The organism is Lysobacter capsici, from assembly GCF_018732085.1.
GTDB lineage: Bacteria > Pseudomonadota > Gammaproteobacteria > Xanthomonadales > Xanthomonadaceae > Lysobacter > Lysobacter capsici_A.
In genome coordinates, this window is record NZ_CP076103.1 from 2,935,378 (window position 1) to 2,958,570 (window position 23,193).

General features: G+C 68.8%; 18 protein-coding genes. All 18 read right to left on the reverse strand.

What is annotated here, in order from left to right; translation table 11 throughout:
* Position 1: 1 nt before the first annotated feature.
* The 18 genes from KME82_RS12455 to KME82_RS12540 all read right to left on the reverse strand — a co-directional run bounded on the left by KME82_RS12455 (position 2) and on the right by KME82_RS12540 (position 23,114).
* Positions 2–1,459, reverse strand: coding sequence for a hypothetical protein (locus tag KME82_RS12455; protein WP_215498787.1), 1,458 nt, complete (start codon positions 1,457–1,459; stop codon positions 2–4).
* 25 nt (positions 1,460–1,484) lie between these two features.
* A complete protein-coding gene (locus tag KME82_RS12460; RefSeq protein WP_215498788.1) occupies positions 1,485–4,502 on the reverse strand; it encodes a phage tail protein in 3,018 nt (1,005 codons plus the stop codon).
* The gene (locus KME82_RS12465; protein ID WP_215498789.1) at positions 4,502–6,817 is read right to left on the reverse strand and encodes a baseplate J/gp47 family protein; all 2,316 of its coding nucleotides are present in this window, start codon (positions 6,815–6,817) and stop codon (positions 4,502–4,504) included. The genes KME82_RS12460 and KME82_RS12465 overlap by 1 nt, the downstream gene beginning before the upstream one ends.
* Positions 6,818–6,827: 10 nt before the next feature.
* On the reverse strand, positions 6,828–7,220 hold the full coding sequence (locus KME82_RS12470; protein ID WP_215498790.1) for a GPW/gp25 family protein: 393 nt from the start codon (positions 7,218–7,220) through the stop codon (positions 6,828–6,830).
* Complete coding sequence (locus KME82_RS12475; protein WP_215498791.1) at positions 7,217–9,298, reverse strand: hypothetical protein; 2,082 nt, start codon at positions 9,296–9,298, stop codon at positions 7,217–7,219. Before KME82_RS12475 ends, KME82_RS12470 begins: the two co-directional genes overlap by 4 nt.
* A 58-nt stretch (positions 9,299–9,356) precedes the next feature.
* Positions 9,357–10,079: a phage baseplate assembly protein V gene (locus KME82_RS12480; protein ID WP_215498792.1), complete on the reverse strand. Its 723-nt coding sequence runs from the start codon at positions 10,077–10,079 to the stop codon at positions 9,357–9,359.
* A 3-nt stretch (positions 10,080–10,082) separates the two neighbouring features.
* On the reverse strand, positions 10,083–11,153 hold the full coding sequence (locus KME82_RS12485) for a phage late control D family protein (RefSeq protein WP_215498793.1): 1,071 nt from the start codon (positions 11,151–11,153) through the stop codon (positions 10,083–10,085).
* Between the two features lie 21 nt (positions 11,154–11,174).
* Positions 11,175–11,351, reverse strand: coding sequence for a hypothetical protein (locus KME82_RS12490; RefSeq protein ID WP_215498794.1), 177 nt, complete (start codon positions 11,349–11,351; stop codon positions 11,175–11,177).
* 40 nt (positions 11,352–11,391) lie between these two features.
* Positions 11,392–12,246 (reverse strand): LysM peptidoglycan-binding domain-containing protein, encoded by an 855-nt coding sequence (locus tag KME82_RS12495; RefSeq protein WP_215498795.1) that lies wholly within the window; start codon positions 12,244–12,246, stop codon positions 11,392–11,394.
* 16 nt (positions 12,247–12,262) lie between these two features.
* On the reverse strand, positions 12,263–12,727 hold the full coding sequence (locus KME82_RS12500) for a phage tail protein (RefSeq protein WP_215498796.1): 465 nt from the start codon (positions 12,725–12,727) through the stop codon (positions 12,263–12,265).
* Position 12,728: 1 nt separating this feature from the next.
* Positions 12,729–15,677 (reverse strand): hypothetical protein, encoded by a 2,949-nt coding sequence (locus tag KME82_RS12505; RefSeq protein ID WP_215498797.1) that lies wholly within the window; start codon positions 15,675–15,677, stop codon positions 12,729–12,731.
* A 4-nt stretch (positions 15,678–15,681) separates the two neighbouring features.
* Positions 15,682–16,134, reverse strand: a complete 453-nt coding sequence (locus KME82_RS12510; protein WP_215498798.1) for a phage tail protein — start codon at positions 16,132–16,134, stop codon at positions 15,682–15,684.
* A 15-nt stretch (positions 16,135–16,149) separates the two neighbouring features.
* Entirely contained in the window at positions 16,150–18,060 is a 1,911-nt protein-coding gene (locus tag KME82_RS12515) for a phage tail sheath subtilisin-like domain-containing protein (protein WP_215498799.1), read from the reverse strand.
* Positions 18,061–18,129: 69 nt separating this feature from the next.
* Entirely contained in the window at positions 18,130–19,053 is a 924-nt protein-coding gene (locus KME82_RS12520; RefSeq protein ID WP_215498800.1) for a hypothetical protein, read from the reverse strand.
* Positions 19,050–19,634, reverse strand: a complete 585-nt coding sequence (locus KME82_RS12525; protein ID WP_036107360.1) for a DUF4255 domain-containing protein — start codon at positions 19,632–19,634, stop codon at positions 19,050–19,052. Before KME82_RS12525 ends, KME82_RS12520 begins: the two co-directional genes overlap by 4 nt.
* Entirely contained in the window at positions 19,635–19,946 is a 312-nt protein-coding gene (locus KME82_RS12530; RefSeq protein ID WP_215498801.1) for a hypothetical protein, read from the reverse strand.
* A gap of 713 nt (positions 19,947–20,659) precedes the next feature.
* Positions 20,660–22,120, reverse strand: a complete 1,461-nt coding sequence (locus KME82_RS12535; RefSeq protein WP_215498802.1) for a sigma-54 interaction domain-containing protein — start codon at positions 22,118–22,120, stop codon at positions 20,660–20,662.
* 250 nt (positions 22,121–22,370) lie between these two features.
* Positions 22,371–23,114: a hypothetical protein gene (locus tag KME82_RS12540; RefSeq protein WP_215498803.1), complete on the reverse strand. Its 744-nt coding sequence runs from the start codon at positions 23,112–23,114 to the stop codon at positions 22,371–22,373.
* Positions 23,115–23,193 lie beyond the last annotated feature (79 nt).

Consider the following 23,193-nt stretch of genomic DNA (forward strand, 5'->3'; position numbering starts at 1 on the left):
CTCACGCTGTCGCGATCGAATGCCACTGCCCGGCGCCGTCGGCGATCAGGGTGATGGCTTTCTTCTTCTTGACCGACAATTCGGCCAGCCCGTCGATGCCGTCGCCGGACTGCGCGTCGGGTTGCAGGACCAGACTGCTCAGATCGGCGTTCTTGACCACCACCTGGCGGCCGGCGTTGGCCGGCGTCGACGGCGGCAAGGTCAGCGCGGCCTTGCCGCCGCCGCGTCCGATCACGATCCGCGGCTGGCCTTCGAGCACGCCGTCGTGCTCAAGGAACTGCACCGGCGGCGGCAGCGGCGGCGGGTCCAGCGCGAGGCTTTCGAACGAACCTTCCGAGGACGCCTGCATCAGCGCCATCGGTCCGCCGAACGCGGCGTCGCTGCCGGCGCAATCGCAGCCACACAAGGCCCATTCCTGCAGCAGGCGCTGATGGATCAGATACGGACGCGCGCTTTCGTCGAGTTGCACGCCGGCCGGGCTGCCGTCGATCTGCCACACACCGCTCGGCGAGCCGCCGATCCAGCTGACCTGCATCGTCAGCGAGGCGAGGAATACGCAGTCGCTGTCGGGATACTGCGAGCGATGGCAGCGCATCGCCATCCACAGCGGACGCAGTTCGCTGATCCAGAAACCGAAGGCGACGCGCAGGAATTCGCATTGCTGCTCGCGGGCGATGTCCAGGCCGGGCGAACCCAGGTCGAACAGGTAATCGCCCAGGCTCTGCGCGCTGGCCGGCGGCGACAGCGGCGGCGACGCGGTCTGCGCGTCGAGCCATGGCTGCACCGCGCTGCGCAACGCGCTGCGCCATCCGTTCGGATCGGGCGACAGCGGCGGGCTGGTGTCGATCACGTTGATGTTGACGCGCAGCCACTGGACGAAATCGCGCAGCGCGTCTTCCTCGACCTGCGCCGGCGGGTGTTCGCGCAGTTCCAGGCGGAAATCGTCGGCCACGCGCGAGGGCTTCATCAGCTCGTCCTCGGAGCGGCACGGTTCGCCGGGAATCGGCACCGGCCGGGTCTGGCAATCGGCGTAGCACAGGCCCAGGTACAGCGAGACCGCGCCGGACGTCACCACCGGCGGCGAGTTCGGCGGCAGGGTCGGATCGAGCATGCGCGCGACCATCGCCGCGTTGTCGGTCTTGGCCAGCCAGCGGTTGATCAGCGCGCACTGGTCGGCCGGCACGCAGATCAAACGTCCGCCCGGGGTCAGCGCGGAACCGGCGCTCACATGCAGGCGCGGGCCGTCGCTGCCGTCGTCCTCCATGTACACGCGCAGGCCGCTGAGCGTGCCGTAGCCGAGCGCGTCGCGCGCCAGCCATTGGTCGCGTCCGGCCAGGTAGGCGAACTCCTGCTTGAAGTCGTCCACGCCGAGCACCATACCGCGCTCGTAGTTGACGTGCTGTGCGGGGTCCGCGGGCAGGCCCGTCAGAGTGGTCACCGGTTCGTTGCAGCAGCCCATGGTTCAACTCCTGGATCTTTAGCGCTCAGCATTCGAGCGACAGCCGGTCGCGGCCGAACAGGCGCTCGCGACCGCCGACGAAACTGGCGCCGAGGTAGGCACGGCCCACCACGGCATCGGGGATCAGCTCGCTCGCGCGGCTGCCGGCACCCAACTGTGTATCGAGCCCCAGCCGCGCTTCGCCGACGCGGTTGAAGGCCCAGTAGAAGCGCACGTCGAACACGGTGTGCGCGGGTTTTTCCAGTTCGACGATGCGCCGCGCCAGGCCCAGACGCTGCTCCAGCGCATACGGATCGGCGATCACGCTGGCGACCGGCAGCAATACCGAGAAGCGATGCGCGGTGCGATGCATCGCCAGCAGCTGGCGTTCGAACTGCAGCCAGTCGGTCTGCGCGGCGAAACTCGCCGGCAGGCGCTCGGGCAGGGGCACTTGTTCGAAATCGACCCAGGCGTTGGCGTGCGCGCCGCGCAGGCGTTCGATCCGGCGATAGCGGCGGGCGAGGAAGTCCTGCCACAGCTTGCGTTCGCGCGATCCGGCGCTGCGTTCGCAGTAATCGCGCCAGTCGTCGGCCGCGGCCTGCGCGGCCGGCGGCGCGGCCGGCAGCGACACGTCGCTGAAGCCGGTGTAAGCGCTGGCGTGGGCGTGGTTCAACCCATCGACCTGGCCGTAGCGCGCCTGCAGGAACGATTGCCAGCGCGCGCGCTCGGCCGCGCCGACGCCGGGTACGAAGCCCAGTTCGGCGGCGGCGAACGCGCGCCAGTCCTGCGCCGCATCGGCGTCGCCTGGCGGTACCAGCGAGAACGGCGTGATCTGTTGCAGCGCGGTGGCCGTGCGTTGCTGCCAGGCCGCATAGCGATCGGCGAGCCCGGCGTTGCCTTCGGCCGGCGTCCACAGGCGACCGCGCTGCACGCTGCGCGGACCGTTGTCTTGATCGAAGCCGACCTGCGCGGGCGGCAGCGCCTGCGCGACCAAGGTCTGGACCAGCCGCGTCTGGTACGACTCGACGATGCGGATGCGTCCGGCGCCTTCGTCCTGCGCGCGCGGGCCGTCGAACACGATCGGATCGAAGTCGCTTTCGAACGCGAGCGACAAGGCGATGCGCAAGCCATGCACGGTGCCGCGCCAACGGAAGAAATCCATCGCGTGCTGGACCAGCAGGCGATGCCGGCGTTCGTCCCAGGACGGATCGAGCGCCAGGTCGAACCAGCCGGCCAGCCACGGCAGCGCGTCCTGCGGGACGCTGCGCGCGTCGAACAGCGATTCGACATTGACGATGCGGTCCTCGATCTGGGTCAGGTTGCTTTCGCAATTGGCCAGCCAGCGTTCGAGGAAGTCGCCGTTGTCGACGTCTTCGCGGTACACCGCCGGCAGGAAACGTTGCGGGTAGGAGAAACGCGGCGCCCACAGCCGCAGTGCGCGCAAGCGCGGCGCGGTGGTGCCGTTGCGGCTGCGCAGGGTCAGCCGCAGTTGCAGGTAGCGGCCGCGCGCGTGTTGCAGCAGCAGTTCCCAGGTGCCGGTGCCGGCTTCGCGACGGGTCGCGCGCGCGGCCTCGCGCCGCAACCACGGCAGTTCCGGGCCGTCGCTGCGCAGCCGCGGCTGCGGTTCGCGCTGCCAGCCGCCGATCACCTGCGCGTCGTCGGCCGGTTGCGATTGACCGTCGAACCAGCCGCTGAGCTCGTCGCCCGCGCGGCTTTCGATCTCGACCTCGCAATCGGGCGGCACGCTGCCGTCGAACAGCAGCTTGTCCCAGACCGTGCCGAGTTCGTCGCTGTCGAACACCGGCGTGACCAGCACCGCCTGCGCGGCATAGCGCTGGCGATGCTGTTGCACCACCGGGGTCCAGCGCGGTTGCGCCAGGCCGCAGTCGTAGTGCGCCTTGCCGGACACCGCGACCAGCGCGCGGCCGCCGTAGCGGCGCAGCGGGTACAGTTCGGCCGGCGCGCGCAGGCTGAAGCGGCCGTCGTGATCGATCACTTCGAAGGCATGCACCTGGTTGCCGATCTCGCTGGCGATGAACAAGCGCGCTTCAAAGCCCGCGCCGCCTTGCCCCAGACCCGCGGCATGGACCATGTCGTGAGCGAGCGCGGGCAGGGCGTCGAGCCATTGCGAGGCATCCACACTCCAGCCGTCGCCGTCGCGCTGCAGGCGCACGACCTGCGAGCGCTGTCCGGCGAGATCGCGATTGAGCACCATCACCCGGCCCTCGCCGTGCGACTGGATCGCGATCGGATCGAGCAGGGCGACCGCGGTCTTGGCCAGGTCGAGGCCGCCGGGGAAACGCTGCGCCGCCTGTTCGCGCGGCGATCCGGACAGCGGCTGGAAATCGTCGATCTGCGCAGGCGCGACTTCGATCATCGCGTGACCGGCGTTGACCACGGCCAGGGTGCAATCGAGTTCCCACAACTGCCGATGCACGCGGTCGAGCACCCACGCGCCGCCGCCGTGGCGCATGCACATCGCGAACGGCTCGAACGCGATCGCGTCCGGCCATTGGGTCTGCAGCGGCGGGCCGCCGGAGATCAAGTCGAAACTCATCAATCCGCGCAGCGTGCCGCGGGCGAAGGCGACTACGAGGTAGTCGTCCTGGGTCGTGGTCAAGGCGAGGTAACGTTCGGCGATCGGTTCGCTCGGCGCGACGGCGGTTTCGAACGCCAGGCGCTGTCCGTCGCGCTGGGTGCCGCAATCGGTCGGTTGCGCCGGCCAGAACGCGCTTTCGTTGCCGCTGCCCGAGGAGGTCACGAGCAACGAACGCGCATCGTCGGCGACGCGGTAGACGTTGCCGTTGCGGTCGGCGCTGGCGCTACGGCGCGCGTCCAGGGTCAGGCGCAGTTCGCCGGAGGTGGCGGGCAGTTCGATCAATTGCGGCTGCAGCGAAATCTCCGAGCGGGTCTCGTCCCAACCCGGCAGGTCGATCGGCGGCATCGGCATGGGACTGACGAACGCATCCCACCACAGCGCCAACGGCTGCGCGTCGCTGCCGCGGCAGCGCGACCAGTCGTCGCGGCCGAACAGCATCTGGAAGCGCGCGCCGTTGACGTTCATCAGCAGGTCTCCGGCACGATCGGCACCGGCAGCACCGGCTTCGCGCCGCCGCCGGAAGCGCCGCCGCTGTTGCCGCCGCCGCGCAACGCGTCGATCGGCAACGGATCGCCGACCACCACCGAGATGCCGAGAATGCGCGGCAGTTGCAGGCCGCCCATTTCGATCACGTCGCTGGCGCTGCGTTCGCCTTCGGCCAGCAGCACGTCGGCGACCGAGGTCACTCCCGACACGCGCGCGACTTCGGCCAGCAGCACCCGGCTCGCGACCGCGGTGCGCAGCGGCCATCCGCGCGCGGGGTCGGCGGTGCGCGGCGCGAACAACGCGGCCTCGCGCGGCATCGCGCCGGCCGGACCGATCGGCGCGAGCGCGTCGCGCAACCGACGCTTCACGTCGTCGACCACTTGCGCGATCGCGTAACCGGCGGCGGCTTCGATGCCGACCGAAATCCACAGCCCCTTGTAGTCGGCGCCGCGCACGACCAGTTCGGTGGTGACCAGACGGCGTGGGTCCAGGTGCCGGCACAGCGCATTGAGGAATGGGCGATCGGCACGCGGCGCATCGGGCTGGCCCGGATCGTGGCGCGGAATCGCCAGCACGGTGACCACGCCCGGCGCCGAGCCGGGTTCGTTCGGGGCGAGGTCGGGATGGAACGCGGGCAGCACTTCGATCCGGCCGATCTGCACGCCGGGCGCGCGGCAGGCGATCGATTCGAAATCGTCGACGCTGACCATGCGGTCGCGGTGCTGCAGATAACGGCGCACCTGTTTCTCGCCGCTGTCGGTGCTCTCGGCATCGGCGCCGCCCCAGGTCCGCACCGGGTTGGCGACGGCGAAGCCCGACGGCAGTTGCGGCGCGTTGTCGATCGCCGCTTCGGCGACGTTGCCTTGCGCGCCAAGACAGAATTCGTAGGAGGCGAACACCCGCGCGCCCAGCGGCAGGCGCCGTCCGCGCAGGCCGTCGCCGAAACGCAGCTCGCCGGCTTCCGGATCGAGTTCGAACACCTCGGTCGGGCCGGGTGTGTCGCACGCCGTGTCGCGCGCGCTGCTGCGCGGATCGGCGATCGGCACTTCCGGCGCGGCGGCGGCGAGATCGTCGATCTCGTTCCAGCGTTGCGCGCTGCCGTCGCCGAGCCGAGTGACCACATTGACCGAGCCGCGCAGCACCGGTCGTCGCGACAAGCGCCGCAGCTGATCGGGGCGGCCGTCGCCGTCGGCCAGCGGTTCGGCGGCGATGCGCTGGATCTGCCGGATCGGAGTCGCGTTGATGCCGGCCCAGCGCAGGCGCGCCTGGGCGGCGCCGTCGGCGGAGATGCGCAGCCAGGTGATCGCGCGCGCGGCCAGGGCCGGATCGTCCAGGCTCGGCGGCATCGCGCCGACGCCGCCTTCGAGCGGATCGATGTCGTCCCACACCCGCAATTGGTCGGCCGCGGGCAGGCTCAGCTGGACGACGCCGGGCACCGACAACAGATCCACGTCGGTGCGCGGTTCGAGTTGCCGATACGCCGGCGCGGGGCGGTCGTCGCTGTCGCGCGGCACGCGTCGGTCGGCCGGTACGTTCGGCAATTCGAAACGCAGCAGGTTGCGGCTTTGCGCATTGCCGGCCGGCAGCAGCTGCGCGCTGGTCGCATCCAGCGCCGGCACCAGACCGAGGGTCAGGGTGCGGCCGCCGAGTTGATCGCGCAGGTGCTTCCACGGATCGTCGGGATCGCCGGGCACGTCGGTGCTGCGCGCGAGCAGCGCGATCCACAGCGAACGGTCGACGGTGTCGGCGTTGAGATCGACGCTGTCGACGACCTTGCGGTCCAGCGCCAGGGTCTTGTACAGCTGCACGTTGCCTTCGCCGGGGAACGGCAGTTGATAGGACGCGTACAGCAGTCGGTAGTAGTCGAGCAGTTCCTGCGAGGGGTCTTCGATCCGGCGCTTGAAGTACACCCGCGCTTCGACCGGCAGCACGTCCAGGCCGAGTTGAGTGCGAAACGGCACCGCGCCGGCGCGCACTTCCAGATCCGCCGGCAGGGTTTGCACCCGCGCTTCGCCGCGCGCGTTGTCGATCGCGATCAGGCCCTGCGCGGCCGAGGCGCTGGCCAGCGGGATGCGCAGCATCTGCAGGAACTTGAGCCGGTTGCGCTCGGGGGTGAGGTTGGCGCGGTACAGCAGGTTCTCGGTCAGGAACGAGAACAACTGCACCAGGGTGACGCCGGGGTCGCTCTGGTTGAAGTTGGTCCACTCCGGCGTATGCACGCTCGCGCGCGCCAGCGTGTCCTCCACCAGTTGGGCGTAGCGGCGATCGTCGATGGGCGGGGGTGCGAGCGGCATCGGGGCGGCCTCAGTTCACGGCCAGCGGAATGGCGAGGCTGATGCGCTCGCGCGACGCGGTGGCGACCAGCCGGTAGGTGATCGTCGCCAACGCGGTCTCGGCCTCGCTCGGATGCGCGACGACCTCGACGTCTTCGACCTGGATGCGCCGTTCCCAGCGCGCCAGCGCACGCTGCATCGCCTCGCGCATGCGCGCGTGGGTGCCGGCGTTGTTGGGTTCGAACAGGAACCGCGCGAGCCCGGCGCCGTAGTCGGGTACGCCGACGCGTTCGCCCGGCTCGGTCTTGAGGATGATCGCGATCGACTCGCGGATGTTGGCTTCGCCCGACGACCACACGAAGCCGCCGTCCGGCCCGACCCGCGGCGGGAACGAGAACCCGCGTCCGAACACGCTGTCGTTCATGACGCCTCCTTCTTGCCTTTCAGGCCCGGCACCGGGAAGCAGATGACGAAGTACGGCAGCCAGCGGAAGATCAGATCGAACAAGGTGACGATGATGATCAGCAAGATCAGCGCGCAGATGGTGATGATCGGGATCGATATCGAGCAGATCATGCCGATGTTGATGCCGCCGCTCTGGCACGGCCCGCCGTCGCCGGCCGGCAGGTCCTTGTGGAACGGCCAGGGCAGTACCGACAGCACCAGGTCGACCAGGCCCATGCCCTTGGCGCGCTGCACCTGGCCGCACAGCATGTCCGACAGCACGAACGCGGTATTGCGTTGATGCTTGCGCAGCCCGGCCGGGCTGGTGTCGGTCGGCAGCGAAATGCGGATCGGCCGCGCCGGCGCATCGGAATCGAAGAAACCGGCCAGGCGGAAGCGCTGCGTCGGCGCCGACAGCAGCGGCGGATGCAGCGGCCCGCAGTCGCGGCGCGCATGCACGAAGCGCAGCACGAACCAGCCGCCGTCGCCGAGATTGGCGCCGAGGTTGTTGCCCAGCGCGTTCTTGACCTGCAACGCGAACGGCACCGGCGGCGCGTCGGTTTCGGTGGTGGCGTCGAGTGCGCGCGCGAACAGCGCGGTGAAGCGATCGACCTTGCGCGCGACGTCCTGGCCCGGCACGGTGCCGGCCGATGGATCGGGATCGACTTCCGGCGTCGGGCCGTTGAGTTCGTCGAGCGCGAGATACGGCCCGGTCGCGGCGAGCGCGGTGTCGACGCCGGCCAGGCAGAAGTGGAAACGCGGCCAGTCGGGCAGGCCGCGGGTGTCCTGGCCGGGCTTGGTCCCGGTGGCGTAGGTCGCGGTGCTCGCTTCCAGGCGCGCGCCCACGCCGTCGGCGCTGATCGCCTTGAGCGCGGCGCGCATCGAGGCCATCGCCGGATAATCGCCGCCGCTGCCGAGCGCGGCGATCAGCGCCGGGCTCATCGTCGGTTTGCCGAGCCAGTCGTACAGCTTCTTGCGCGCATCCGACAGCGCGGCGTAACCGCTGCCGTTGTCGACGACGACCTGCCACAGGTCGGGCAGGTAAGTCTTGAGATGCTCGGCGCAATCGAGCAGCACCAGCCACGACGCGCTCTGCTGCTGCAGGTTGAAGTTGAGCGCGCGCGTGACGCGGTCGCCCGACGGCTCGCTCTCGTCGCCGATCTGCGGCGTGGATTCGGGCGCGGTCGACAGCTTGTAGGCCGAACGGATCAGGGTCTTCCACGGCTCGCTGACGTCGATCTGGAATTGCGACATGCGCGCGAGCTTGGACAAGGCCGGCGCGGCCGTGGTCGTGGCCGCGTCGAGTTGTTGTCGTTGCGCGGTGGCGAAATTCTCGACCGGGCTCGGATCGACCCGCACGCCGAGGTATTCCTCGCGCCGGCCGACCGGCACCGTGCCGGCCCACAGGCTGCGCCGATGCCGGTTCTGGTCGAGGAAGTTCAACGAAAACGTGGGCAGGCGTTCTTCGCCGGGAACGAAGCCGGCCTCGTCGCAACGCTGCCAGCGCGCGCCGTTCGCGTCCTTGATGTAGGCGAATTCGTGCAGCGCATCGGCCGCGCCACCGGGCAGCGGCAACAGCCGCCGCAGCACCATGCCGACCTCTTCGGCGCCGCCGCGCACCAGCGCGTGTTCGGGCAGGCCGTGGATGCCGCAGACCAGGCTGGCGGTGGCGAGGTAATGGCGTTGGTGCGCGGGTTGATACAGCTTCAACGGCAGCGCGTCGGCGGGTTCGGACGCGATCCGCGGCTGCGCGGCTTTCGCCGTCGCGCTGCGGCGCGCACTGCGCACCAGTTGCGGCAGCGGTGTGCGTTCGACCAGATCGGGCGGGTCGACCATCGGCTTGCGCCAGGTTTCGCCGCGCGCGAGCAGGCGATCGATCCGGGCCGGATCGTGGGCGAGGGTGCCGAGCAACTGTTCCATGAATTCGTCGCTGGCGAAGCGCAGGATCGCCGGCCGCGCCTGTTCTTGCCGATGCTGTGGCGACGGCGTCGCGCTGTCGTCGCCGAAACGCGACCACAGCGGCTGCGGACTTTGCCAGCGCAGCGGATGATGGTTCATCGCGGCCTCCTGCCGTCGATGCGGCAGTGAAACAAACAGTGAGTGCGGGTATCGGCGTTCACCAGATGTTCCCCGCGCCCGGCGTATACGACGCGCTGACGATGCTGTTGCAGATGACCGTGTCGGCCTTGACCACGCCGGAGAAACTCGACATCGCCGCATCCACCGTGACCATGCCGGCGCTGACCGCGACCTGGCTGGCGTTGACGGTGACCTTGACCGCGGCGGTGATGGTGATGCCGGCGGTTTCGAGCTTGACCGAATTGCCGTTGCTGTCGGCGATCTCGACCGCGCCGGGGCCGTCCTTGAGGGTGAAGGTCTGCCCGCCCGGGGTTTCCAGCAGCAGTTGTTCGCGGCCGTCCTGATCGTCGAGGGTGATCTGCACGCCGTTGCGCGAACGCAGCACCTTCTTGTAGTTCTTGCCGGCGCCGTCCATCGAGGCCGGCGGTTTGTCGCGGCCGTTCCACAGGCCGCCGAGCACGCACGGCCGGCGTGGGTCGCCGTGTTCGAAACCGACCAGCACTTCGTCGTCCACATCCGGCACGAACCAGCTGCCGCGGTTATTGCCGCCGAACATGGTCGCCAGCCGCGCCCACGCCTCGAAACGCTGCCCGCCGGCATCGGGCGACCACGGCAACGCGACCTTGACCCGGCCCTGGTTGTCCGGGTCCTTGATGTCGACGACCAGCGCCACGAACACGCCGTACCAGCGTCCGCTCCAGCCCATCGGCAGGCGTTCGTCGAGCAGTTGTTCGTAGGCGGGCAGGTCGACGATGCGCATCGCTCAGCCTCCCCGTCCGATCATCGGACGGTCGCACCAGAACTCGGTGCGCATGCCCAGTTTGGGGTCGAAGCGGATCTGCACCTGCGTCACCGTGTAGTCGCCTTCGAACAGCGGGCCGATGCCCTTGATCGTCAAGCGCGTGCCGACCCGCAAGCTATCGCGGGTCTCGGCCACGCCATGGCCGACGACGAAACGCCGCGCCATATGACGAAAACTCGATTCGGCCAGCACCCGCGCTTCGCCGTCGGACAGCGGACAGGCGTGGACCAGGCTGTCGGCGCGTTTGCCGAACGCGCGCTGCAAGGTCTGCGCGCCGCTGTCCTTGCCGCCGAGTTCGGCGCGGATCGCCGCGTCGTCGGCCTCGTGCTTGGCCGCGCGTTTGTCGGTCACGCTCCAGCCGGCGCCGGTCAACTGGGTGCGTTGGTTGGCGAGGTCGGCGCGCACTTCGAATTCGCGCAGCGGGCCGGCCCACGACAATTCCAGCGACGGCCCGTTGCGACGCGCGCGCTGCACCGCCTTGAGCTGGGTGCCTTCGACCCAGATCTGCGCGTCTTCGTGGCGGGCGAGGTCGCGCAGGAAGGCGAGGTCGCTCTGATTGACCTGCGCCAGCAGCTTGTGGCTGTCGCCGCTGAGATCGACCTGCGCCTGCAGGCCGTGATCGCCGGCGATGCTGCGCGCCACGTCGGCCAGGCTGGCATCGGCGAAGCCGCGGGTGCGCCGGGTCATGCGCAGGTCCTGCAGGCGGTCTTCGGCGCACACGCCGATCTGCGGCGTGCCGCCATCGGGGTAGCTGGCCGAGATCGCCGAGATCCGGCCTTCGAACAGTTTCGCGTCGCCGAGCTTGATCGTCAGCGGCTTGCCGAATTCCAGCAGGTCGCGGCCGAAATGCTGGAAACCGGGCGTGTCCGCTCCGCCCCAGTTGCCGAATACCAGCTCGCAGCACGCCAGTCCCGCTTCCGATTCGCTGATGTCCAACGACATCAGCGAACTGGTCAGCGTGTCCTGGCGCCGGCCGTCGATTTCCACCGAGGGGCGCGAAGGTTTGATCGGCGATGTTCCGCTATCGGCCATGGAGCGTGCCTGTCCTTGTGGCTAGTGCGCCCAGATCCGCAGCGCGCGTCGCTGCAACTGCCGCTGCGCGGCCTCGAGGTCGTGCGGGTCGAGCTTCTGCGCCGCGTCGTCCTGGCTCTTGCCGGCGCCGCCCGCATCGTTCTTGTCGCTGCTGCGCGGATCGCTCAGCACTTCGAATTCGTTGATCACTACGCCCATCGCCGTGTCCTCTTTGAAAGTCGTGTCATCTCGCGTGGACTCATCCGAACGAGATCGAGCCGCTGGCGCCGCCGCCCAGCGAGGCGTTGAGTCCAACCGAAGCATCGATCGACGCGCCCGTACCGAAGCCCGCGCCACCCCCGACCGAAACCCCACCTGAAATCCCCACATCCGGCCCGGCGCCGATACCGCCACTCAAGCCACCGCCGATCGACGCGCCGGCGGAAAGATTCAGATCGACCAACTGCCCCGCGGGCATCCGCAGCGGATCCTCGATCCCGTTCGCCGAGGCAATGCCCTGCCAATCGCCCTTGCCGTTCTTGCCCGCCATCGACTGCAGCGAATCGCCCTGCTTGGCGCTCTTGAGAGGCGCCTGCCCGGGCTGGTTGGGCACCTTGCCTTCGCCCTTGAATTCGGCGGCGAGGATCTTCTGCTGCGACAAGGTCATGGTGATGCTCGAGCGCAGCGGCTTGCCGTCGGAGGAGAAGAACTCCAACGTTTCCTCCATGCCCTCGACCATGCCGTCGAACAGGAAACTGCCCCAGTGAAAACGCACGCCGGGCGGCGCGAGTTTCTTCGGGTCCTGCTCGGACGGTTGCGGGGTCATGAAGTAGACGACGTGCTGGGTCAGCCGGCGCACATCGTCGACCGCGTCCTTTTCCATCGCGGTCACGTCGAACCACAGCTGCAGCGCGAGCTTGGTGGTGCCGGCGCCGACGAACTGGCGGCCGGCGTTGCCCGCGGCCTGGTCGCCGCCCTGCGGCTGCACGATCTGGTTGGCGAAGGTGACCTTGAGCGTTTCGGGATTGAACTGCACCTCGACCTTGCGCCCGCCGTCCTTCTCCTTGGCGAAGCTCTGATCGAGTTCGTACAGATGGGCTTTTTCCAGGGCCATGCGCGTTCTCCTTGGCTCAGTGATCGCCCGGACGCTTGAGCGCTAGGGTTTCGTAGGCCATCTGGAATTCCTCGATGGCGATCTGGCCGTCGCGCGCGTTCATCGCCGGCGCTTTGAGCTTGACCGGCACGCAGCGCGACAACACGAAGCGCGCGCGCACCGTATTGCCGTCGGGCGCGAGCAGCACGACCTCGGCGTTGGCGCGCAGGCGCGGATCGGCGATGGAGTCGCGGAACCAGTCCCACAAATCGAAGTTCTCGCTCATGCCGCGCTTGAGGGTGAGCTGGCCGTAGCTGACCGCGCCGTTGAGGCGGATCTGGCGGCCGTTGTCGCCGCCCTGGCGGATGGTCTTGACCTCCATGCTCATCTCCAGCCCGTCGCATTCGGCAAACGCGGCATTGGCCAAGGGCTTGGCGTCGCTGCCGCGGTTGATCTCGACGGAGAAATTGAAATTGGTGAACGGGTAGGGCTGCGCGCTCATGTCACAGTTCCTCCTTGACCGTGAGGCGCTCGCCGCTTTGCGCCAGGCGCACGGCGATGAAGCGCATCGGCAACGACGGCGCCACCCGCAACTCGACCACGAACCGCCCGGACTCGACCGATTGCGGCGGGTTGACGCCTTCGTCGGTCACCACCCGGAACGATTGCTCGGCGGTGGCGCCGGCGAACGCGCCGCGCTCGAACAGATCGCCGAGCAGCAGGTCGAAGCCGCGCTGCACCGAGCGCCACAGCACCGGCCCGTTGGGTTCGAACACGTAGCTGCTGCCGCGCCGCAGCGCCATGCGCCGCAGCAGGATCAGCAGGCGGCGCACGTTAATCGGGCGCAGCTCTTCGTCCAGCGCCAGGGTGTCGGCGGACAGGGCGAAGAAGCCGCGCGGATCGTCGCGCAGCAGATTGATCTGCGCGTCCTGCAAGGCGGCGCGGTCGCCGTCGGCGATGCGCGGGGCCAGCGCGACCACGTCGCGCATCGGCTCGTTGGCCGCGGCGATCCAGGCGCCGCGCTGCGAGGCGCGCGCGGCGAACACGCCGATGGCGACGCCGTCGGGCGGGATCACGCGCAGGCGGCGCTGTGGATCGCGATCGGCGCCGGCTTGTGCGCCCGCTCCGGGCGAGAGTGCGCCGAGCGAGCCGGCCGCGAGCGCGCCGCTGCGGGCGTCGGATTGCAACCAGGGGAAATACAGCGCGCCGTAACTGAGCGCGCGCGCTTCGTCGAAGGCCAGCGCCAACGGATCGATCGCCGCGCTGGCGCCGCGCACCGCGCGCAGGCGCTGGCTGTAGCGCAGTGCCTGCGCGGTGCGGAAATGCCGCGGCATCGACAGCACCACGAACAGATCGCCGCAGGCCGCGCCCAGGCGCAGCGCGGCGCGATGCACGGCCAGCCATTGCGCTTCCATGCCCGCTTCGACCGCGGCCGCGGCCGGCAGCACCCACTCGTCGGCCCGCACCCGCACCGCGACCGGATTGGAGGGCAGGCTGTATTCGCCGCCGACCTGGGCGACGACGCGATAGTGATAGCGGCCTTCGCGTTCGCTGATCGCGACGTATTCACTCAACTCGCCGCTGTAGATTTCGCGCTGGTCGCTGAAATCGGCCTGGCCGGCTTCGTACAGGGCATAGCGCGCGCCGGCTTCGCTCTGGGTCCAGCTGAGTCGATAGCGGCCCGGCGACACTGGCGCGTCCGGGCCGTCGAGCACCGGCGCGGCGATCAGGCGCGTGCCGCAATCGAGAAAGCGGCCGAAATCCGGCGTCGACAAGGCGTCTTGCGCCGCGGACTCGATCAGGCAGGCGCCACGATGGTCGCGCCAATGCGGTGGTGTCGTCGGCATCACTGCGGGTGCGGGTTCGTCCGGCGGATCGGCCCGACGCTGCCAACCCGGATGGATCGCATCGGGCAAGGACAACAGGCTGGCCTCGTTGAACAGGCCGCCGGCACCGATCCCGAACACCGCGTGCAGGCCGTACAAGGGGCGCGGCGACGGACGGATCAGGCGGATGTCGTCGGCGTGCGCGATCAGGGTCTGCACGCTGTCGGCCGCGAGCGCGGGATCGAGAAACAGATCGCGATCGAACCGGGCCAGGCCGTCGCGTTCGAGCGCGGTGGCGGTTTGTAGCAGCGGCCCGACCGAGGCGCCGAAGTTCGCATGCACGCCCAGCGGCAGCCACGCCAACGGCCGTGGCGCATCGTCGGGCGCCAGCGCGAAGCGTTGCAGTTCGGCCGGCGGCACCGCGGTCAGATCGTCGCGTTGACGGTAGTAGTCCTCATCGCGCTGCTGTTGCCAGAAATGGCCGGAACCCAGCGGCGTGAGCGCGAGCGAACGCAGTCGCGATTGCGCGCCGTCGGCGCCGACCGCGCGCAGTTCCAGTTGCAGCCAATGCGCCGACTCGACCGGGTCGGTCCAGGCCGAGGCCGGATCGATCTCGCGCCAGGCCGGACCTTGCGCCTTGATCAACACCGCGATGGCGTCGTCGGCGATCGGGCTGATCGACGCATCGGCGACGCGATCGATCTCGTCCACGCGCAGCCAGACGGTCTGCGAACCCGCGGCGAAGCGCAGCCATGCGCCAACGCTCAGTTGTTCGGAAGCGAGCGGCGCTTGCAACTGTACCGTGGCCGGTCCCCAGCTCGCGGCAAGCGGCTTCGGTAAATGCAACGTAGCCGGCAATTCGTCGTCGAGTCCGGCGATGCTCGCATCGCCGCTGATCTCATCCGGCGAGCCGTCGCCGATCAGCGCTTCGAACGCCGCCAGCACCCGCACTTCGACCCGATACGGCGCGGCCGGCGTGCTGCCCGCCGCGATCTGTTCGACCCGTGCGTACACCGTGATCGACGGGTCCTGGTCGAACTGCAGCAAGTCGCCGACGCTCAACGGCTGGCGGGTCAGAAAGGCGAAACGATGGGCGGCGGGCGAATCGATCACCGACCACGAATCGAGCGCGAAACCGCGCTGCTGTGTCGCGGCATCGACCCGCAACCCGTCCGACCACGAACCCTCGCAGCGCGCCGCGACGATCGCCGGAGCGACCGCACCGGTGCCATCGATCGCGAGCATGCCGGGCAGGGCATAGCGGTTGGCGGTCGCGATCGCGGACGGCAGCGGCGCGTCCTCGCCCAGTCGCACCCGTTCCATGGCGACGCTGCGCGCGACCCGCAGCACCCAGCAGCGACGCCCGCCGTTGGCGAAGAACGCGCGCACGCTCGGGCCGAGATGGGCGAACACGCGTTCGCCGCGTTCGCTGTCCCAGGCCAAGGGCGCATCGGCGCCGAACACGGCCGCGTACTGCGCGACGCTTTCCACCGCCACCGGCAGATGCAGCGGGCCGGTCGCGGCGAAGCCGACGAACACCGCCACGTCCAGGCGCGGCAACGCGTCCGCCGCGGGCGGCGGCGCCACGTCGACCTGGATGCCCGGCAGCCGGCGCGCGTTGGCCACGGTCTTACTCCATCTCCAGCCGTTCGTAGGCGAGCACCAGCTCTTCCATCGCCACGTCGGTGCCCTTGGCGTTGAACGGGCCGCTGGTGTGCTTGATGATCCGCGCGCGCAACAGCTTCCAGGTCTGCACGATCTGGGTGTGATCCTCGTTCTGCAGATGGATGGTGACCGTGCGCATGGCTTTTTGGTCGCCGTTGCGGATCTGGTCGAGCCATTGGTAGAGGTTGAGCGAACCGATCACGCCGCGCTTCATCGTCACGTCGGTGGATTTGTTCATGCCGGTGATCTTCATCACGCTGTTTTCTTTGGCGTTGCCGGTGCGGTATTCGGCCACGGTGACTTCCATGCCGATGCCGCTGAGTTCCTGGAACCCGGCCTGCGGCCCGTCGGTGACCCCGTCGCCCAGGTCGACGAGGAAGTTGAATTGCACGTACGGGCGATCGCGAAGGGTGGCCATGTGCTTGCTCTCCGATCAGACTTTGCGGTCGGCCGTCCACTGGCCGATGCGGAAGATGACGAACTCGGCCGGGCGCAGCGGCGCGACCCCGATCAGGCAGATCAGGCGGCCGTTGTCGAGGTCGTTCTGCGACATCGTCGAGCGGTCGCACTTGACGAAGAACGACTTCTCCGGCTTGTCGCCGAGCAAGGCGCCGTTCTGCCACTCGTTGAGCAGGAAGTCCTCGATGGTGCGGCGCACGTTGGCCCACAGCTGCTCGCCGTTGGGCTCGAACACCGCCCACTGGGTGCCCTTGTCGATCGAGCGTTCGAGATAGGCGAAGTAGCGGCGCAGGTTGACGTACTTCCATTCCGGGTCCGAGCTGATCGTGCGCGCGCCCCACAGGCGCATGCCGCGGCCTTCGAAATAGCGGAAGCAGTTGATGCCCTCGGGGTTGAGCACTTCCTGCTGGGCCTTGTTGAGGAAGCGTTCGAAGCCCAGGGCCAGGTTGACGACTTCATTGGCGGGCGCCTTGTACACCGCGCGATTGACGTCGTTGCGCGCGTAGATGCCGGCGACGAACCCCGACGGCGGCATGTGCGTCTCGCGCTGGGTCAGCGGATCGAGCACCCGCACCCACGGGTAGTACAGCGCGGCGTACTTGGAATCGAGCTGCGCGCGCATCGCCCGCACTTCGCTGATCGCCATGTTGTCGCCGCTGTCGAGCACGGCGATGCAGTACTTCATGCGTTCGGCGTGGCGGATCAGCGCGCGCACGATCGACGGCGCCTGCAGCGCGTAGCTGTCGGCGTAGCCGAAGGTCGAGCCGGGCGCGGCGACGATCGAGATGTCTTCGAGGTCTTCGAACTGGCGCAGGCCGGTCTTGCGGTCGGCGTTGTCGACCTCGCCTTCGTAGGCGTCGGCGGTCGGACGCGAACCGTCGTTGCCCTCGCTGAGCAGGATCGCCAGGCTGCGCTCGGCCGCGGTGCTGTCGCTGACCTGCAAGGCGGCGCGCAGGCCCAGCGGCGGCGAGGTCGAGGCGTTCGGGTCGGCGTCGAAGAAGGCGTTGAGCAGTTCGGTGCCGGTGCCGATCGCGGCGACGTCGTCGGCGCGGATCACGATCGGCAAGGTGCGCGCGCGGCTCTGGCTGGCGGGGTTTTCGGCGAAATAGGCGAACAGCGAATCGGGACTGCCGGCGCGCTGGTGTTTCGGGTCCAGCGGCAGGTCCGGGGCGACGAAGCTGTCGCCGCCGTTGAGCGGCTGCACCACCACGGTGACGGTGATCACCCGCAGTTCGTAATCGGCCGCGCTCAGGTCGGTCAGGCGCGCCTCGGCGGCGCTGATGTCCTCGCCGCTGGAGACGAACGCCCAGCTTTCGCTGGCCGCGTCCCACAACGCCAGGTAATACCCGTCCTCGATCGCCGGCGACGGCGCGCTGGCGCGCGGACGGATCCACACCACGTCGCGCGGCTGCAGCGAATTGGCCAAGGTCACGCCGCCGACATCCGACAGCAGGCTCTGGCCGACGTTGAACACGAAGCTGATCCGCGCATCGCCGGCGCGGCCGGGGAAACGCGCGAACACCATCATCGAGGAAGGACTGCCGGACAGGCCGCCGCGGGCGCAGCCCGGGCGCGTGTCGGTGGCGTCGAGCGGGGTGAACACGCGGCTGATGTAGATGCGCTTGCCGCCTTCCTCGAAGAACGCGCGCACGCCGTGCCACATGTAGTTGTCGATTTCGACCGAGGAATCGAATACCAGCTTGTCGCGGCCGCCGTAGGTGCGTTCGAACTCGACCAGGCTGGTGACGATTTCCGGATCGATGTTGAGCGGCCCGTAGCGGGTCGGACCGACGAAGCCGGTGGTGGTGGTGCTCACGCCCTCGATCGATTTCGCGCGGAACGACACTTCCTCGACGAAGACACCGGGAGCCAGGTACTCAGACATAGCAATTCTCCTTGCCAAGAGCGGCATGCGAAGCCGCACGCGGGCGCGGCGCGGTCGGGCGTGCAGTCATCAGGTGGACAGCAACAGCCAGGACGCGTCCGCCGCGTTCTGGCCTTCGGTCTTGGCCGTGGTCGGCCGGCGGTAATCCAGTCGCCGCGGCGGCGCGGGCGAGGACAGCGAATCGATCACGCTGCACGGCGCGGCCAGTTGGCCGAGCACGTGTGCCAGATCGGGGATCGAAGGAATCGGTTCGAGCGGCGGCGAGTTCGTCGACCAGTACGCGCTCAGTTCGAGGGTCCAGCGAAAATCGCTGCGCGCCTGCGGCGGCGAAGCCAGCACCGCGCGCGGCGGTTCGGGGTAGGGGAACATCACCGCGACGCGGCCCTCGCGATCGGCCATGCCCAGGCCGCAGCGCACGCCGTCGATGTCGACCGCGAGCAGGCACCAGGCCGGAATGCGCCCGCTGCCGGCTTCGCGCAGCTGCGCATAGACCACCGCCAGCGGTTGCGGCGGCGGACGCGAGGGCGAGGAGAACAGCGGGATGCGTTCGATCAGCAGCAACGGCGGCGAGCCGGCATCGCCCGGCCAGACGATCGGCTGCGGCGGCGACATCCACGGCGCGAGCCAGGACAAAACGCCGCGCGCGGGCAGGTCGGCATCGAACGCGATCGGCAGGTAGCGGCCCTGCGGATCGCTGACTTCGACGCGGTAACGGCCGCCCAGCGGCGGCGAGGCTGCGGCGGCGTCGTTCCATGCTTGCATCGGGTCCGAGGACGCGTCGAATTCGAACGAGGCCAGGCCATCCACGCGATGGGCGACATATACGCCGCTGGGGTTGGGCAGCGCCGGCTTGCGCGCATTCGGGCGGGTGACGGGATACACCTCGACTTTCAGCCCGTCGATCAACGAGGTCGCCGCGGCCACGTCCCAGAAGCGCAGACCGAGCGCGGCGTTGCGCTGCACGACTTCGCCTTCGCGCAGGACCGCGCTCACGTCGCGGTCTCCATCTGGAAGCGCCGGGTCTGCACCGCGGGGCCGTCTTCGATGGTCACGTCCGAATCGATCAAGACCATGCGCAGGGCATAGGTCGCCGACGGCGGCAGCCGGCGCAGGCGATCCCACAAGGTCAGGTAGTCGGCCAGCGACAACGGATCGCAGATCAGTTCGACGGCTTCGTGCGGCGCGAAGGTGTCGGTCTCGGGCATGTAGTGGTTGAGATGGCCGGCGCTGAGCACACCGGTGTCTTCCATCAGCCGCATCGCCCAGCCGAGCATGCGCAACTGGCGTTCGGTGTCCTGCGCCCACGGCGTGATCATGTAGTACAGGTCGATCGGCAGCGACGGGCGGAAGCGTTTGCCGTCGGGCGAGCGGCGCAGGGTGAGATTGCGCACCGCGCCGTTGATCGCGGTGCGGAACAGGTAGACCGAGAAGCCGTCCTGCATCGGGTTTTCGAAGTCGCGGGTCTGGTACAGGCTCACGTCCAGGCCGGCGCCGAATTCCTCGCGCGGATAGCGATCGCGCAGCAGGCCGGCGAGGGCGGTGCTGGTGGCGGCGATGGCGCGATAGTTGGCCACTCAGTCCTCGCGCGCCTGGGGCGGCTGCGACAGCGCGGCCAATTGGGCGTCGTCGCCGAGCCGTCGATAGCGACGGCGACCGTCGACGGCGACGATCTCCTCGATCGCGCCGCATCGCTTCATCCACTCCAGTGCGTCGTGCAACTCGTTCATGGCGACCTCGTGTTCGGTTCGCAACCACCAGCGGCGGATGCCCTCGGCGGTATCGCATGCGAGCGGATTGGCGCGTAGATACCCGGCCAAGCTGCTGACACATGCTGATGCCGCGTTGTTGTCATCCATCGCGAACTTGCCTCTGTGCGAGTAGTTCATTGCAAGAGCGATGCCAACGTTCGGGCGGTGGGTAAATGCTTGAAATCGTTCGCGTGGATGTTTTGCGTGACACCCTGGGTGGGATGTTTTCGTCCTGGCTGAAATCGGCAATCGATCAGGCGTGATGGGCGTGGCGACTGATGTGCAAGCGTTTGGAGGCAGGATTTCTTTGTCCTGGCATCGGGGCGGTTTTGTCCTGGGTCGGACCTGCGTTGGCCCTTCGCGATGCGCGCCGATGAAGGTGCGATGCCGCCGGGCGGCGGAACTTCGGGCGACGATGCGCCGGCATCCCTTCTCCCGTGTGCGGGAGAAGGCGCTGGCAGGGCGGATGAGGGCGCTCGCGCGAGAGGTTGCGTCGTGGTTTCGGTGGCGCGCGCCCTCACCCCAACCCCTCTCCCGCAAGCGGGAGAGGGGCTTCCAATTTTCACGGAGATGACGCAGCCGCTTTCCTTCTCCCGCATGCGGGAGAAGGTGCCCGCAGGGCGGATGAGGGTGTCTGGGCGATGGGTGGCGCTGTGATTGCGGTAGCGCGCGCCGCTCACCCAAACATCTCTCGCGCACGCGGGAGAGGGGCTTTGATCAAGGATGCGCGCATGTCTACGCATCCATGACGATGCAACCGCCCTTCCTTCTCCCGCATGCGGGAGAAGGTGCCCGCAAGGCGGATGAGGGAGAATCAAACTTGCTTGAGTAACTGACCCCAAGCTGGGCTTTTACCCCGGCTCATGCTCGAACGACCGAAACCGGCTCGGCTCAATCCGGTGCTTGCGCATCAATTCGAAGAACGCGCGGCGGTCCTTCTTCGCCGCCATCGCGGCGTGGGTGACGTTGCCGCCATGCACGGCGAGCAGACGTTCGACATAGCCACGTTCGAAGTCGTCGACCACGCGCTGCTTGGCGCTGCGGAACGAAGCGCGTTCGGCATCGGCGATCGACGCCAATTCGTTGGCGTCCGGCTCGCCGCCCTGCGCGCCGTCGATCTGGATGTCCTCGCGGACCAACATCGACCCGCGCGCCAGCAACACCGCGCGTTCGATCACGTGGCGCAGTTCGCGCACATTGCCCGGCCAATCGTGAGCGAGTAGCAGGTCCATCGCGCCGGGCGTGAACGCGGGGCCGCAGCGGCCGTAGGGACGGCCGAACTCGCGCGAGAAATGCGCGGAGAAATGCCGCGCCAGCAGGGCGATGTCCTCGCGTCGCTGGCGCAGCGGCGGCAAGGTCAGGTTGAGCACGTTGAGCCGGTAATACAGGTCCTGGCGGAAGCCGCCGTTCTGCGCGAGCACGCACAGGTTGCAGTTGCTGGCCGCGATCACCCGCAGGTCGGCGCGATGCACGGTGTTGGAGCCGACCGGGCGGTACTCGCGCTCCTGCAGGAAACGCAGCAGCTTGGCCTGCGCCGACAGCGGCAGGCAGTCGACGTCGTCGAGGAACAAGGTGCCGCCCTCGGCCTCGCGGACCAGTCCGGTGCAGGCGCTGTGGGCGTGGGTGTAGGCGCCTTTGACATGGCCGAACAATTCGTTCTCGACCAGGTCGACCGGGATCGCGCCGCAGTTGACCGCCACCCACGGCCGGTCGGCGCGTTTCGACAAGTAATGGATGGCCTGCGCGCAGACTTCCTTGCCGGTGCCGGTCTCGCCGACGATCAACACGCTGGCGTCGCAGCCGGCCAGCACCGGCAGGCGCGCGGCGATGGCCGCGCAGGCGGGGCTGGCGTGGACGAAGCCGCGGATCGCGGGCGTGGGCTCGGGTGCGGAGGGTTCGCCGGATTCGATCGGCGCCGACGAAATGGCAACGGCATCGAGCGCCGATATCTTGTCGGCGCCGGCGCGCTGCAATCGCGCGCCCCATTCGGCGCAGGTCGCCGGCAGCGATACGAAATCGCTGACGCCGGCACGGATCACCGCGTCGAGTCCGAATTCGTCGGCATCGCGCATGCTCACCACGATCGCCATGCGCGGGCGTTCGCGGCGGATCGTGGCGATGCATTCGAGCACCGCGTCCAGCGCGTCGGCGCCCGACACCAGCACGATGCCGTCGGCGCTGCGTATCGCGGTCTGCAGATAGCCATCGGGCAGCAGCCGCAGATGCGGGCAATCGGCGAGCGCGGCCAGCACCGCGCGTCGTTCGGCCGATGCGTTCGCCAGCGGCACCACCGCCCAACACGGCACTTCCATTGCCAGCCTCCCTGTGCGTGTCAGTCCGCCCCGCGCGGCGTCGCCGAACCATCGCCGCGCAGCCGTGACGGCCGGCCGGCGATGGGCCGGTTCGATGCTTTTCGGGGTGTTGCAGCACGATCAACGCGGTGACCGTGGCCGGGCGGTCACCGCCGGGTGTTCGGATTTGCAACATCGGCGGGTCGATGGCGCACCATCGGTGCCGAAGCGGGCACACGGTGAGTAATCGTGAGACTCAGAGCGGCCCTGGCTAGCGCTGACGTTCGCCGAACGGAGCGCGGTACCAGCCGATCAGGCCGGCGAGCAGCAACAGCGCGCCGAACCAGCGCAGGCCACGCGGCCATCCGGGCGCCGCCTGCAACAACTGCACTTCGCGCACATACAGCGTCTCGCAGGCGCCGTTGCCCTGGTCCTCGCGGTTGGTCGAGGTGCCGCGCTGGAAATCGAAGCCCGAATGGTGGGTGTAACTGGCGAGTTGCCCGCGCAGGCGCACCTGATCGCCGACCCGCAGCTTGCGGATCTGCCGGGCGACGTCCTCGTTGTCGGTCAGGATGTGGTTGTTGGAGATCGCGCGCACATGCGGCGCACCGACCTTGGTCGTGTCGGTATAACTGATGTAGCAGACCCACTGGCCGTTGGAAAAACTCATCAACTCATAAGCGCCGTCGGCGGCGTTGGCGCCCCAGACCATGCACAGGTCGGCGACGTTCAGATAATCGCGGCTCTGCTCGTGCTCGCGATCCCACCAGGTTTCCGAATCGTGCCAGCTGACGATCAGCCCGGAAATGTCGTACTCGGCGACCGGGGTGATCTCGTAGTCGACGCCGCCCGCACGGGCCGGGAAGGCGGGCAGGGCGGTCGGAGTCTGCAGCGGGTCCTGCAACACCGACGGCGACAAGGCGGCGGGCGCCGGCCGTTCGCCGTCGTAGTAGAAGCCGGCGGCCAGCAGTGCGGCGCCGGCGAGCAGCAGGAGGCGGGCGACGATGCTCAGCATGCGGTCCGCATCGCAGGCGACCGAACGAGGCCACGGCGGGCGCGGTAATGGATGGCGTTGACGATGGATTCCCCGAAGA

Coding starts and splice junctions, on each gene's coding strand:
- KME82_RS12495 (WP_215498795.1), bottom strand. CDS start 12,246: ATGGCCCTGGAAAAAGCCCATCTGTACGAACTCGATCAGAGCTTCGCC.
- KME82_RS12470 (WP_215498790.1), bottom strand. CDS start 7,220: ATGAACGACAGCGTGTTCGGACGCGGGTTCTCGTTCCCGCCGCGGGTC.
- KME82_RS12530 (WP_215498801.1), bottom strand. CDS start 19,946: ATGAACTACTCGCACAGAGGCAAGTTCGCGATGGATGACAACAACGCG.
- KME82_RS12480 (WP_215498792.1), bottom strand. CDS start 10,079: ATGCGCATCGTCGACCTGCCCGCCTACGAACAACTGCTCGACGAACGC.
- KME82_RS12485 (WP_215498793.1), bottom strand. CDS start 11,153: ATGGCCGATAGCGGAACATCGCCGATCAAACCTTCGCGCCCCTCGGTG.
- KME82_RS12535 (WP_215498802.1), bottom strand. CDS start 22,120: ATGGAAGTGCCGTGTTGGGCGGTGGTGCCGCTGGCGAACGCATCGGCC.
- KME82_RS12540 (WP_215498803.1), bottom strand. CDS start 23,114: ATGCTGAGCATCGTCGCCCGCCTCCTGCTGCTCGCCGGCGCCGCACTG.
- KME82_RS12500 (WP_215498796.1), bottom strand. CDS start 12,727: ATGAGCGCGCAGCCCTACCCGTTCACCAATTTCAATTTCTCCGTCGAG.
- KME82_RS12510 (WP_215498798.1), bottom strand. CDS start 16,134: ATGGCCACCCTTCGCGATCGCCCGTACGTGCAATTCAACTTCCTCGTC.
- KME82_RS12465 (WP_215498789.1), bottom strand. CDS start 6,817: ATGCCGCTCGCACCCCCGCCCATCGACGATCGCCGCTACGCCCAACTG.
- KME82_RS12515 (WP_215498799.1), bottom strand. CDS start 18,060: ATGTCTGAGTACCTGGCTCCCGGTGTCTTCGTCGAGGAAGTGTCGTTC.
- KME82_RS12490 (WP_215498794.1), bottom strand. CDS start 11,351: ATGGGCGTAGTGATCAACGAATTCGAAGTGCTGAGCGATCCGCGCAGC.
- KME82_RS12475 (WP_215498791.1), bottom strand. CDS start 9,298: ATGAACCATCATCCGCTGCGCTGGCAAAGTCCGCAGCCGCTGTGGTCG.
- KME82_RS12460 (WP_215498788.1), bottom strand. CDS start 4,502: ATGAACGTCAACGGCGCGCGCTTCCAGATGCTGTTCGGCCGCGACGAC.
- KME82_RS12455 (WP_215498787.1), bottom strand. CDS start 1,459: ATGGGCTGCTGCAACGAACCGGTGACCACTCTGACGGGCCTGCCCGCG.